This window comes from Polaribacter sp. Q13, assembly GCF_016858305.2.
In the GTDB taxonomy this organism is placed as follows: domain Bacteria; phylum Bacteroidota; class Bacteroidia; order Flavobacteriales; family Flavobacteriaceae; genus Polaribacter.
Map to the genome: position 1 here is coordinate 558,952 of NZ_CP074436.1, position 14,632 is coordinate 573,583.

A 14,632-nucleotide genomic window follows, 5' to 3' on the forward strand; every position below is an offset into this window, starting at 1 on the left:
AAAATAAAACCTGTATAAATAATGAAGTATTTAGCCATATCATTTTTAGTGATATTAATGTCTTGTAATAGTAAAAAGACCGTAGAAAAACCAGCATTAGAAGAAAAAGGGTTTCCTTTTTTAATGCCTCATACAAAGCCTGATATCAAGTTAAGTACTGCTATGGAGCGTAATTATGATGCTTATATGGGAGTTCAACCAAAATTTAATGAGTTGTATTCTCAATTTAAATATACAGCATTAAAAGGATTAGATTACAGCAATCATGATGGAACAATAACGCGTAGAGATCCATCTAAAGTAATTTTTGAAAATGGAAAATATTATGTTTGGTATACGTATAGACATACAAAAACACCTCCAAAAGGAGCTGATTTAAGTAGTGAAACAATTCCTTCTGCCGATTGGGATTTATGTGATATTTGGTATGCAACCAGTAAAGATGGTTTTACATGGGAAGAACAAGGAGTTGCGGTTCCTAGACCAGAAAAACCAAATGTAGGTTGGCGTTCGGTGGCTACCTCTGATATTTTAAAATGGAAAGGAAAATACTATTTGTATTATCAAGGTTTTAACGAAGCTAGTGGTAAACGTGGTGATGACTGTCCTGTTGCTGTTTCTTATTCAGATTCTCCAGATGGACCTTGGACAGCGTTCAATAAAGAGGTAATTCCGAATGGAGGAAAAGACCAATGGGATCAATTTTCTATTCATGACCCTTATCCTTTAGTGCATAACGGTAAAATTTATTTGTACTATAAATCAGATTCTGGTAAAAAAGGAGATTTAACAAGGTTACAAGGATTGGCAACTGCCGATGATCCTTTAGGACCTTTTACAAAATACCCTCAAAACCCGGTTATAAATTCAGGTCATGAAACAACGATGTTTCCTTTTAAAGAAGGAATTGCGGCACTTGTTATAAAAGACGGAAACGAGCATTTTACAGTGCAATATGCAAAAGATGGTATCAATTTTAACATCGCTTCCATAACTGAATTAATGCCAATAGCAGGTGGTCCTTTTATTCCAGATGCCTTTACAGATACAAAAGATGGAAGAGGAATTACTTGGGGAATTTCTCATTTTACAGCCGTTAATGGTTGGTCTACAAACCATTCTATTTTAGCACGATTCGATTGTGATTTAAGTTTAGATGTTGATGATCCAAATATGAAAAAATCACAATATTATAGAAAACCAGAATTTTATTTTAAACATGGTTTAAGCGGACAACAAGTAAAAAGAATTAAAAAGGAGAATGAAAAATTAAGTAAGAGTTCTAATTAACTTATAGAAAACAGCTATTTATATTAACAATATTAGTTTAGATAATCCCATAAACAGTTACGTTTATGGGATTTTTGTTTTCCTTTTATTCTACCTTAAAATATAAAATAGGTAGCGTATGATATAGTTTCTAATCACTAATTTCATTCAGGTTTACTCTTATAAATATTAAGATATAGCTATTGTAATTTTTAAAGAATAATAAAAGCACCCAAGATGCAATATTTTATTCATCATAATATTAAAATGAACTATCTAAATAAATCGTTGAATTTTATCTGTATTTAAAGACAATTAAGCATTCATTTATATGTTAGAATAGAATTTAAGAGGTACTCTTTTATAGAGATAGAAATCAAGTTTAAAATAGTTTAAGAGATTTTCGATAGCGTATACTAATAGATATTTATTATAAAAATAATAATACACAAAAAAAGGCTTGCAAATAAATGCAAGCTTTTTAATTTAAACTATAAGAGTTTATTACTCTTTTATAAATTTAGATAATCTTCCAGTATTTGTTTTTAGTAAATAAATACCTTTTGCAAGATTTGAAACATCCAAATTACTGTGTTTGTTGAATGTTTTAACTTGTTTACCCATAACGTTAAAAATAGTTACCGATTTAATTTCATTAGTAGCATTTTCTATTGAAATAAAATCTGTTGTCGGGTTTGGAAATACAGCTATTTTTTTAGCTTCATAATCTTTTACACCGGCAGTAGCTTCTTCAATTGCTTGAATATCTATTGGGTTAAAATTCTTTTTAAAAGATGTTCCATTCTCTAAAACTTGTCCATTGTCCGTGTTTAAAATAAATCTAAATTGGTAATAGTGTTTAGGTGCAGCAGACGGTAAACTAGCAGTAGGAACAATGTTGAATACAGTTTCTTTTTTATCATCCTTTGCGGCAGATGTAACAGATATATCCGTTGGAAACGTAATGGTAGCTGTTAGTGATGCATGTCTTTGAGCAGATAAAGTTTTTATTTCTGCAGAAGAAGCTATAATTTTACTATCATAATCAATATTATTAGTTTCATCCCCAGATTGAATTATCCATAATTGTACAGTTAAACCATCAATTGCTACACTTGAATCATATACAAAAGAAACATTAAAATCAGCTCCTCTTTCAACCGATGGAATTGTAGTGTTAACAGATTCAATTTTTATGTAATCTGCAGGTAAAGGAGCTGTAAATGATTCTACTATTGTTATTTCAGTCTTAGGGTTATGTACAGTTCCGGCTATACCACCTGAAGTAAAGTATTTTAGTACATCACCTACAACAGGTGGTACAGCAGTGGCAGCAGGATTTATTATGACATTAGAAATAACCCATGTTCTAGTTCTAACTTCTCCAACTGTAGTGTCTGTATCAACATTTCCCTCTTGTAGATTTGCTGCTGGTTTAAATACATGTTTATTGTCTGCTGCTGTTTTCATAGGCATATACATTTGTTTGAACTCAGCAGGTTCTGTTACTCCTGTAAAATCAAGAACCGAAGTAATTGTTAATTCAACTTGTGTTAATTCACCAGTGGCAGATTTGTTTAAAAGAAAACCGTTTTCAGATACCACTAATTCATCTGCAGCATTAGATGAGATTGATACAGTATGTGTTTGTCCAAAAGACAAGCTTGCCGTTAAAATAAGAGTTAGTAAAAGTAATTTTTTTATCATTTTTTTTATTTTAAAATTAATAATTTGTTTGATTTTTCTTTCGAAAGATTTTTCAAATTTCAATAAAAAAAACCTTTTAAGAGGTTACAAATGTTCTTTTAAAAGGAACAAATTGTCAGTTTTAAAAAAAAGATTATTTTTTTGCTTTTAATGTATTGAAAATAAGGTAGTTAATAATGTGTTTTTCTGGTTCTTTTATATCTAAGTATACTGTTAGAGGTTCTCCACAATGATTTTCGGCTATAGGATTTAAACTAGCCTAATTATTAAGTTGTTCCTCCTCTAAAAAAGGTTTGTGATAAAGCAAAGGAATTTAGAGATAATACATATTGGAGACAGCATATAGAATACTGCTACATTAATGTAACCTAAAATGGAGTTTTAGAAAAAGTAGTTAAATTAGTAAGTAAATAAAGCAGAAAAAACTATTGAATAGTTTTTTAATTTTGATTAAATTTTAATGGAAGATTCTCGTACATTAAGCCTCCCATTTAAAACAATAGTTTGAGGAACAAATAGCCCTTTATTTTCTATTTGTTCTAGTAAAAGTTTAGCGGCAGTTTGCCCGATGTCATTTGTAGGTTGACTGACAGATGTTAAAGGTGGTGCAATATGTTCTGCCAAACGAGATTCTGTAAAACCTACAAATGCTATATCTTTAGGAATGTTATATCCGTGATCTTTAAAAACTTTCATGGCACCAATAGCACTGGGATCACTTGCTGCAAAAATAGCTGTTGGCACTTCCTTTTTTTCTATTAATTCTAACGCAACTCTAGCTCCTTCTTCCATAGAAAATCCGCAAGAAATTTTTCTACCTAACGGAACTTTATGTTTTCTATGAGCAGCATCAAATCCTTGAGCTCTGTTTTTTGATAAAGTTAAATTTTTAGGACCAGCTAGATGCACGATATCTTTATGGCCTTGAACCAACAGGTGTTCGGTTGCAAAAAATGCCCATTTATAATCGTCAAAAACAACTTTAGACGCCGGTAAATCATCAACCACACGATTAAAGAAAACAATTGGCATATTTGAAGCGATTAGTTCCTTATATTTTTCTATGTTTTCATTTTCGCAGGTTAGAGAAACAATTAAGCCGTCTACCATATTGTCTAACATGGTTTCGACGTTTTTCATTTCGGTTTCTGATGATTCATTCGATTGCATAATTAACACCTGATATCCTTGTGCTAATAAAACTTCTTGAGCACCAATGATTACCTGCGGGAAGAAACTATTCACAAATTCAGGTACTATAATTCCGATATTTAAAGAACGTTGTTGTATTAATTTTCTAGCGATAGGATTTGGACGATAGCCCATTTCTTTAGCCGTTTTTAAAATCAACTCTTTTGTTTCGGTTCTAATGTCATACTTATCATTAAATGCTCTGGAAACAGTAGAAACTGATACATTTAGTTTCTTTGCGACATCTTTTATAGTGATATGTTTCATGTGTCAATAGTACTAAAATTCTGAAACTCTCGCAAATACCGGAAACGTTTCCGTGAATAAATAACGTTTTCGGTATCGTTTCCGGTAATGATTTTTATAAAATCAGTGTAAAAAACTTAAATTTAGACTTAATTGCAGTGTAAATAAATAAAATACAATGGGTACAATTGATATTGCCGTAATTATAGTGTTCACATTATTGGTTTTTATATGTGGAATGAGCTTTTCTAAAGCAGGGAAGAATATGAAATCTTATTTTGCTGCAGGTGGAGCATTGCCTTGGTGGATGAGTGGATTGTCGTTATTTATGAGTTTCTTTTCCGCAGGAACATTTGTTGTTTGGGGTTCTGTAGCTTATAGTAGTGGTTGGGTTGCCGTAACCATACAATGGACTATGTGTATAGCAGGTTTAATTATCGGGTTTTTTATTGCGCCAAAATGGCAAAAAACTAAAGCGATTACAGCTGCGGAGTTTATTACTGATCGACTTGGTAAATCAACCCAAAAAACTTATACTTATTTATTTTTATTCATTTCTATTTTTACAACGGGAGCCTTTTTATATCCGGTTGCTAAAATTGTAGAAGTTTCTACCGGATTTCCTATTGCGACGAGCATTATTATTTTAGGTGTATTGATTCTAATTTATACAGCAGTTGGAGGTTTGTGGGCCGTTATTGTAACAGATGTATTGCAATTTATTGTATTAACTGCAGCTGTTTTAATAGTTGTGCCACTTTCTTTTGATAAAATAGGAGGAATTAATGAGTTTGTATTACAAGCTCCAGAACGTTTTTTTGAATTCACAAATACGGAATATTCTTGGGGATTTATGGTTGCTTTCGGATTGTATAATTTATTCTTTATAGCCGGAAATTGGGCATATATCCAAAGATACACAAGTGTTGCTACTCCTAAAGATGCTAAAAAAGTAGGTTGGTTATTTGGTGGTTTGTATTTAATTAGTCCACTTATTTGGATGGTTCCACCGATGATTTATAAAGTATTAAACCCAGATTTAGGTGCACTTGCAGATGAAGGAGCTTATTTACTAATGTGTAAAGAAGTACTACCGGTTGGTATGCTAGGTTTAATGTTGGGAGGAATGATTTTTGCAACGTCAAGTTCGGTAAACACCACTTTAAATATTTCTGCAGGTGTACTTGCCAATGATATTTATAAACCATTACGTCCAAATTCTACCGATAAACAATTAGTTCGTGTTGGAAAAACAGCAACCATCGCTTTAGGTATTTTAACCATATTAATTGCTTTGGTAGTTCCTTATTTAGGAGGTATTGTAGAGGTAGTTATGAGTTTGGCAGCCTTAACAGGTGGCGCTATGTTTTTGCCTCCATTATGGGCATTGTTTTCAAAAAATCAGACAGGAAAAAGTGTCTTAGCGGTTACTTTTATTTCATTAGCTATCAATGCCTTTTTTAAATTTTTAGCGCCAAGTCTTTTAGATATAAAATTAGACAGAGCTATGGAAATGGGAGTTGGTATGGGAATACCAATTGTATTGCTAGCAGTTATAGAAATTTATCTAAACTCAAGAAAAGCAGAAAACGTACAGTATACCAAGTATTTGGGGACTTTAAAATTGAAACAAGAAGCACCTGAAGAAGACTCTTCTGAAAGCAATAAAAAAGGAACAAAAGTTATTGGAATTGGTGTAGCTGCTACCGGGTTTCTAATTTTAATATTGTCCTTTATTGCGGAGACCGGAGCACTTTTAGTAGGCGGTATGGGAATAGCTGTTTTACTATTGGGATTGTTTATTATAAAAAAATCTCAAGAGTAAACTCAAATTATAAATAAAAAATAAGATTAGCACATGTTAGTTAAAGGATTTAATTCAGAAGTAAGAAATAACAAAACCGTAGAGATTAATTCTGATTTTGTTATAATTGGAGGAGGAACCGCCGGTGTTTGTGCTGCAATTACAGCTGCTAGGAAAGGAACAAAAACAATTCTTATTCAAGATCGTCCTGTTTTGGGAGGAAACGCTTCTTCGGAAGTACGTTTATGGATTTTGGGAGCTACATCTCACATGGGAAACAACAATCGTTGGGCTCGAGAAGGTGGTGTAATGGATGAGATTCTTGTTGAAAATTTATACAGAAACAAAGAAGGAAACGCTGTTATTTTTGATACTATTTTATTAGAAAAAGTATTGAATGAGAAAAATATATCATTGCTTTTAAATACAAGTGTGTATGATGTAACTAAAGTTAATGATACTAAAATTGAATCTGTAAAGGCTTTCAACCCGCAAAACTCAACTGAATATGTAGTAAAAGCTCCTTTGTTTTGTGATGCTTCTGGAGATGGAATTGTTGCATTTAAAGCAGGTGCAGCTTTTAGAATGGGAGCAGAAACAAAAGAAGAATTTGGAGAATTATTCGCTCCAGACACCTCTTATGGTGAATTATTAGGGCATTCGATGTATTTCTACAGTAAAAACACAGATAAACCTGTAAAATATATAGCACCAGAATTTGCATTAAAAGATATTACCGCAATTCCAAGATATAAAGCCATTGGTAAAGATGATAAAGGATGTCGTTTTTGGTGGTTTGAATATGGAGGAGAAGGAGATACTATTCACGATACAGAAGAAATTAAATATGAACTTTGGAAAGTGATTTATGGAGTTTGGGATTATATCAAAAATTCTGGTACGTTTGAAGATGTAGATAATATGACTTTAGAATGGGTTGGAACCGTTCCTGGTAAACGAGAAAGCAGACGCTTTGAAGGTTTATATATGATGAAACAACAAGATGTAATTGAGCAACGCAAATTTGATGATGCGATTGCATTTGGTGGTTGGGCAATAGATTTGCATCCTGCAGAAGGTGTTTATAGTGAGCTTTCTGGGTGTACCCAGTGGCATTCTAAAGGTGTTTACGATATTCCGTATCGTTCTTTTGTGAGTAAGGATATTGATAATTTATTTTTAGCAGGTAGAATTATTAGTGCAACGCACGTGGCTTTTGGTTCCACAAGAGTTATGGCAACTACTGGTTTTTGTGCGCAAGCGGTGGGAATGGCAGCTTCTATTTGTAAAGAAAAGAATTTAAAACCTGCAGAAATTTTAGAAAATGGAGTGATTAAAACACTTCAAAACGAATTGAATAAAATAGGACAAAGTATCCCGAATGTTCCAATTCAGAAAACAACAAACGTTATTAATGAGGCAACTATTAAAGCGTCTTCAAGTTTATCTCTTTCAGAAATTCCTTTCAATGGAGATTGGTTTCCTTTAGGTATTTCAGCAGCACAATTATTGCCTTTAAATGCTAATGAAAAATATAGTTTTAAAGTTTTGGTTAAGGCTGATGAAAGCACAACGATTACTATTGAATTAAGAACATCAGAAAAAAGAGATAATTATTGTCCGGAAGTAATTTTGGAAACGCAGACTTTTAATTTAGAAAAAGGAGAACAATATATTGATGTTCAGTTTTCTAAAACAATTTCTGAGAATCAATATGGTTTTGTTACTTTTTTATCAAATGAAAAAGTAAGTTTAAAAACAAGTAACAACAGATATACAGGTGTTTTATCGGTATTTAACGGCGTAAACAAAGCAGTTTCTAATAACGGAAAACAAACACCTCCAGAAAATATTGGTGTAGATACGTTTGAATTTTGGACGCCTCATCGTAGACCAGAAGGAAAAAATATTGCAATGCAAATTTCACCTTCAATTGACGTTTTTAATGCAGAAAATATAGGGAATGGATTTGTTCGACCAAACAACGTAGTAAATGCTTGGGTTGCAGAGTTGAATGATAAAAAACCAACCTTAAAAATTGAATGGGAATCAGAAAAAGAGCTTTCAGAAATTAGATTGTTTTTAGATCCAGATTACGATCATCCGTTAGAATCTACCTTAATGGGACATCCAGAAGATGTTGCTCCTTTTTGTCTTCGTAATTATGTGATTAAAGATTTAAATGGAAACATTTTAGCTGAAAAAGCAGGGAATTATCAAACCATAAATACTTGGAAATTTGATTCAAAAGTAAAAACAAAAGGAATTATTATTGAAGTTGAGCATCCGTCAGAGAATGTTCCTGCATCAATATTTGAAGTAATATGTAGTTAATTATGAAATATCTTTTTTCGTTAATTTTTGCACTTTTATTAGTGAGTTGTAAAACTCAAACTGTTTCTGAGAATAATTCAGAGATAGATAGCTTTTCATTAAATGGAGAGTGGAAGTTCAATACTTTTTTGGGTGATGGTTCTAATTATTTAAATGTTCAGCCGAAAAAAACAGATATTGTAATTGATAATAGTCAGACGGCATTAGTAGAAACTCAGGGAAAATGGAAAATAAAAACATATAAAGGTACCGATAGAGAAACCAAGCCTTGGGGAGCAAATTATTTAAGTTATGATTTCAAAAAAGACAATGATCCAGCTTTTGTGAAGTTTACTACTAAAGTTCCTCAATCTGGCTATTATGAACATTTTATCTATTACCCAGTGGGAACTCAAATGTCCGCTTTGGTAGAAGTAACCCACGCGGATGGTTCATATACGAAAGATTTTATTCTAAAAACAAGACCGAGTGTATGGGTTAGTTTAGGAATATTTAAAATTGATATTCAAAAAGAACATGCTATAAAATTTCATTCCAATCGTCAAGGAAAATATGATGTAGATGCTATTATGCTTCGACCTGTAGATGCCAATGAGTATCTTAAATCAGAGAAAGAAAAAAAAGCCTTAGTTAAAATAGATTATGACGATTCAAATTGGGATAATTTAAAAGTTCCTGGTCACTTCGGAATGATTAATAAGTATAGTAATTACTCAGGAAAAGCTTGGTATCGTACCGAGGTTAAATTACCTAAAACTTGGAAAAAAGCGAGCGATGAAAGAATTAGAATTCAGTTTGAAGGTGTGTATCACGTCGCTAGAGTATTTTTTAATGGAGAGTATGTAGGGCGCCACCAAGGAGGTTTTACACCTTTTGAATTTGATATTACCGATAAAGTAAATTTTTCAGATAAAAATATTTTGGTTGTTGAAGCTGATAATAATTATTTGGTTGGTGCAACTTGGAATTGGGGTGGAATTATTAGAGATGTGCATTTAGTGAAAAATAAAGATGTACGTGTAAAATACCAATATATACACGCAGAACCTAATTTAAAAACGGGTACTGCGAGTTATGAAATTAAGGTGCGAGTAGAAAATAATTCAGCAGAAAAAAGAGTTTTAAAAGTAGCTGCAGTAGTTAAAAAAGGGAAACCTTTAAATAACACGGTTGCTAATATTACTGTTGAACCAAATAGTATTAAAGAATTTGAATTGAAAGGACAATTAAGTGCTAATGATGTGAAATTATGGCATTTTGATTCACCTGAATTATATAACTTAAAAACTTCAATAGCAGAAAACGGAAAAGTTTTAGATACAAAAATAGATCGCTTTGGAATACGGAAATTTGAAGCAACTGCAACTCAAATGTTATTAAACGGAGAACCAGTTCGTTTGGTAGGTTTCAATAGAGTAAGTGATCATAGATATTGGGGATCATCAGAACCACAAGAACTCATTAATTTAGATGTCGATTTAATGAAAACGGCAGGAGCTAATTTTACCCGGATTATGCACGGTACCCAAAACAAAAAGTTATTGGATAGATGTGATGAAAAGGGAATTTTAATCTTTGAAGAGGTGAATGTAAGAAGCTTAAAAATGCCTGAAATTTATGAAGATAATTTTGCCAAGCCAAAGCAATGGATGAAAGAAATGATTGAAAGAGATGCAAATCACGCTAGTGTTGTTGGTTGGAGTGTTGGTAATGAACTTTCAGATCATTTTGACTATGTGAAAATGATGTATAATTACACGAAGAAATTGGATCCAAATCGTTTAGCGTTGCACGTTAGTAATAGAGGATATCGCAAAGGAGAAACACCTGCTAACAATCCGCTAGAATATGGAGATATGATTTTTCAAAATATCTATCAGAAAACTCCAGGAAATGTTATGGATACTTTACACAAACGTTGGCCTAATAAAGCAATGTTCTTTTCAGAATTTGGTGTAGAACGTTTTACAACTGCAGCTTTAGATAATGATATTACAAAACTTGGGGCTTGGTATGATAATATGAGAAAACAACGTCCCTATACTACCGGAGCATCCATATGGACTTATAATGATTATAAAAGTGGTTATTCAAGTACCTTGGCTGATGAAAATAGAGCTTGGGGAATGGTAAACGCTTGGAGAACAAAAAGAAGAGCTTTTTATACACACCAAAAAGAGAATAGCCCAATTACTGAGTTGGATATTGAAAACCTGGATTTGAATAAACAAAGCGCAACCATTTCTTTTAACGTTAGAGAAGCGGATGATTTTCCAAGTTTTACAATGAGAGATTATACGTTACAGTATGTTTTCAAAAATAAAGAAGGAGAAGATTTATTTATCGAAAAAATGAATTTACCCGTTTTAAAACCTAGTTTTGGGAAATGGAGTGGAAATATTTCTTGGGATAAATTAAGTGAATCACCGTTTGAACTTACGGTTTCATTACTTTCTACAAATGGATATTCAAGAGGGGAAATGAAAATTTATTTTGAAGTGCCTTCTCAAGCAATTATAGATGAAGTAAAAACTTCAAATAATAAAATTAGAGTGCATTTTACAAAGAAAAGAGATGCTTTTGAATATTATCTAAAATACGCTATTAATGGCGTAGAAAAAGAGAGTTACAAAACAATTGCAAATTATATCGATTTAGATAGTTTACCTATTCAAAAAGACATTAAAATACAGTTAATTGCTCGAAATGGAAAAGGAGATAGCAAAGCATCAGATGTTGTGAAAGTGAAGACTGAAGGAAAAATTTTAGCGCCTATAGTTTGGGATAGCTTTATTGCTGATAACAAATTAATTGTTGGTTATTCTGGAACATTTGAAGACCTATTTTATACCATTAGATATGGTGTTTCAAAGGATAATTTGAGTAAAAATAATACTACAAACGCTAGGGGAATTATGACGATTGATCTTGAGAATGATAAAACAATTTATTTTCAAATTCAAAGGGAAATAAAAGGAGAGAAAAGTAATTGGTCGAATATTATAAAGGTTGAAAAATAAATGAAAAGTACTCTTAAATATGTAGTTTTATTAATGTGTTTATGGCAAATATCTTGTTCACAAACACCACAACATTCTGAAAATAATTCAGAAGAAAACAACTTATTATTAAGTGGTGACTGGAAATTCAATACCATTTATGGTATGGGGTCTAATCCTTTAAATATTTACGAACAACCAACGGATATTATCATTGATAATGATGATAAAGAAAGGGTTGAGATAAAAGGGAAATGGTCTGTAAAAAGAGAAGGAGACAGAGGTTCTGTTTTTTATGGAAAGGATTATATAGCGCACAGATTCAAAAATAATGAAGCAGCAGATAATTATGTGCGTTATAGACCATCTCTGGAAAAAACGGGTTATTATGAGGCTATAGTGAAGTTTCCTTTTGGAATGCATATAACTGCTCAAGTAAATGTTAATCATTCAGAAGGAAAGACTTTAAACTACTTTAATCAACGAAGTAATTGTGGCCAATGGATGAGTTTAGGGATATTTAAAATGAATGCTTCAGAAGATAATTATATTGAAGTTACTGCAATAACAGCAAAAGAAGTTGCCGCAGATGTTGTTATGTTTAGACCAATTGCTGAAGAGAATTATTTGAAAGCAAAACAGCAACCAAGTCAAGTTTATTTACCAGATTATAACGATTCTCAATGGAATAATTTAAAAGTTCCTGGTCATTGGGGCATGCTAAATTCATATTCAAATTACAATGGTTTAGCGTGGTATAGAAAAGAGTTTAAACTTCCTGAAGGTTGGAATGAAAATTCAAGTAAAAAATACAGATTAAAATTCGATGGCGTTTATCATTTAGCAAAAGTATATTTAAACGGAGAATTTATTGGTGAACATCAAGGTGGTTTTACACCTTTTGAGTTTGAAGTTGCTGAACATCTAAACTATGGTGACTCTAACATTTTAGCGGTAGAAGTTAATAACAATTTTATGGTGGGTGCCACATGGAATTGGGGTGGGATTATTAGAGATGTTCATTTAGTAAAAAATAACGAAGTTAGAATTAACAACCAATACATACACGCAACTCCAGATTTAAAGAAAGGAACAGCCACGTTAAAATTAAAGGTGAAGGTTGAAAATAATTCAGATGAAATTAAGAGCGTTGAAATTAATTCTGAAATATATAAAAACGGAAAATTAATTGCTTTAAATAAATTAGTTAAAGTACCAGCACATAAAACATCAGAAGTTATTTTAAAAGGAGTTTTAGAAGCTAAAGATGTTGAGTTATGGCATTTCGACCATCCTGAATTGTATCGTTTAGAAACGACCATTTCAGAAAATAATAGTGTAATCGATACTAAAACCAATGATTTTGGAATTAGAAAAGTTGAAATTACAGATTCTAAACTGTTACTAAACGGAGAACCTGTTCGTTTAGGTGGATTTAACCGTGTAAGTGAACACCGATTTTGGGGGTCATCGGAACCTTTAGAGTTATTAGAAAAAGATGTTGATTTAATGAAAGAAGCGGGAGCTAATTTTATGAGAATTATGCACGGAACTCAAAATGAAAAATTAATTGAGTTGTGCGATAAAAAAGGAATTCTAATTTTTGAAGAAGTAAATGTACGTGATTTAACCAATCCAGAATTTACACCTCCTCATTACCCGTTAGCCAAACATTGGATAAAAGGAATGGTAGAACGCGATTGGAATCATCCAAGTATTATTGGTTGGAGCGTTGGTAACGAACTTTCTGATCATTATGATTATGCAAAGCTAACAATGGATTTTGTTCGTGAAATAGATCCAAATAGGTTGGTTACTTGTGTGAGTAATTCAGGTTGGAGAAAAACAGCAAATAGAGAAAATGACCCTAATACTGAGGTTGATATTATTATGCATAATATGTATCGATTTCAAGGAAAACCTCAAGATATTATAGACAAACTAAGAAGTGAATGGCCAAAGAAACCAATTTTTATTTCAGAATACGGATTTGATCCTTATCCAACTACATCATTAGATGGAGATCAACAAATATTTACTGATTGGAATGAAAACTGGCGAGGTAAAAATGAATTTGTAATCGGTGGTTCATTATGGACATTTAACGATTATAGAAGTAGTTATGCAGGAACATCTCAAGAGGAAAATAGAGTTTGGGGATTGATAAACGTTTGGAGACAAAAAAGAAGAATGTTTGATCGAGTAGCAAAAGAGTTTAGTCCAATAAAAGATATTCAGGTTAAAGGTTTAGATTTTTCTAAAAAGAAAGCTGAAGTAATCATTCCAATTAGAGGACTTGATGATTATCCAAGTTATAGTTTAAACGGTTATAAATTAGAATGGGAATTTAGAAATGCGGATGGGACAATAATTCAAGAAAATTCTCAAAAATTACCAAGTATACATCCTGCTGATAAAATTTGGAAAGGAGAAATTACTTGGGAGCAACTTCCAAAGGAATTATTGGATTTACGAATTCGTTTGGTAAACCCAATAGGATATGTTCGATATGAAAAAGTTTTGTCGTTTTCTGCGCCAACATCACCAGTAATTACAAATGCAATTCTAGGAGACACATCCGTAAGAATTTTGTTTAAAAAAGTAGCAGGAGCTAAAGAATATGTTGTCCGTTATAAAAATGATTCTGGTGAAACTGTAGATTCATTTAAAACAATTTCTAATGCAATTGAAATAGAAGGTTTAACGAATAATAAGGAATACAATTTTAGCGTAATTGCTATAAATGATAAAGGTGAAAGTAAATTGCCTAATTCAATTAAAGTAAAACCGAACGGAAAACTATTAGCACCAAAAATTTGGAAATCATTTATAAGAGATAACAAAGTTGTTATTGGTTATACAAGCGAATTTGGAGATGAATTCTACAATGTGAAATATGGAACTTCAAAAGAGAATTTGAATAAAGAGTTTAGAACAAATGTAAGAGGAATGATGACGATTGAAATTGAAAATGAAGAAGTGATTTATTTTCAGGTTCAAAGAGAAAATAACAATCAAAAAAGTAACTGGTCTAATATAGTAAAGGCAGTAAAATAATGAAAAGTTAGTGTTGAAAATTAAT

The 14,632-nt window shown here is 31.9% G+C and carries 7 protein-coding genes; 5 read left to right on the plus strand and 2 right to left on the minus strand.

Translation table 11 applies throughout. The features are described from left to right. Positions 1-21: 21 nt before the first annotated feature. A complete protein-coding gene (locus tag JOP69_RS02135; protein WP_203393083.1) occupies positions 22-1,290 on the plus strand; it encodes a family 43 glycosylhydrolase in 1,269 nt (422 codons plus the stop codon). 483 nt (positions 1,291-1,773) lie between these two features. Here the strand turns inward: JOP69_RS02135 and JOP69_RS02140 are convergent, their stop codons facing one another. Beyond that, positions 1,774-2,976 carry a T9SS type A sorting domain-containing protein gene (locus JOP69_RS02140; protein WP_203393082.1) on the minus strand — a complete coding sequence of 401 codons (1,203 nt, stop codon included), beginning with the start codon at positions 2,974-2,976 and terminating at the stop codon, positions 1,774-1,776. Between the two features lie 450 nt (positions 2,977-3,426). After that, on the minus strand, positions 3,427-4,434 hold the full coding sequence (locus JOP69_RS02145; protein ID WP_203393081.1) for a LacI family DNA-binding transcriptional regulator: 1,008 nt from the start codon (positions 4,432-4,434) through the stop codon (positions 3,427-3,429). A gap of 157 nt (positions 4,435-4,591) precedes the next feature. Here JOP69_RS02145 and JOP69_RS02150 point away from each other — a divergent pair, with 157 nt between their 5' ends. From JOP69_RS02150 to JOP69_RS02165, 4 genes are read left to right on the plus strand one after another with little or no spacing between them, the layout of a single operon-like run. Continuing rightward, positions 4,592-6,238, plus strand: coding sequence for a sodium:solute symporter family protein (locus JOP69_RS02150; protein WP_203393080.1), 1,647 nt, complete (start codon positions 4,592-4,594; stop codon positions 6,236-6,238). 33 nt (positions 6,239-6,271) lie between these two features. After that, positions 6,272-8,551 (plus strand): FAD-dependent oxidoreductase, encoded by a 2,280-nt coding sequence (locus JOP69_RS02155; protein ID WP_203393079.1) that lies wholly within the window; start codon positions 6,272-6,274, stop codon positions 8,549-8,551. Positions 8,552-8,553: 2 nt separating this feature from the next. Continuing rightward, complete coding sequence (locus JOP69_RS02160; RefSeq protein WP_203393078.1) at positions 8,554-11,571, plus strand: glycoside hydrolase family 2 TIM barrel-domain containing protein; 3,018 nt, start codon at positions 8,554-8,556, stop codon at positions 11,569-11,571. Then, positions 11,572-14,607, plus strand: a complete 3,036-nt coding sequence (locus tag JOP69_RS02165) for a glycoside hydrolase family 2 TIM barrel-domain containing protein (protein WP_203393077.1) — start codon at positions 11,572-11,574, stop codon at positions 14,605-14,607. It begins immediately after the preceding gene. Positions 14,608-14,632 lie beyond the last annotated feature (25 nt).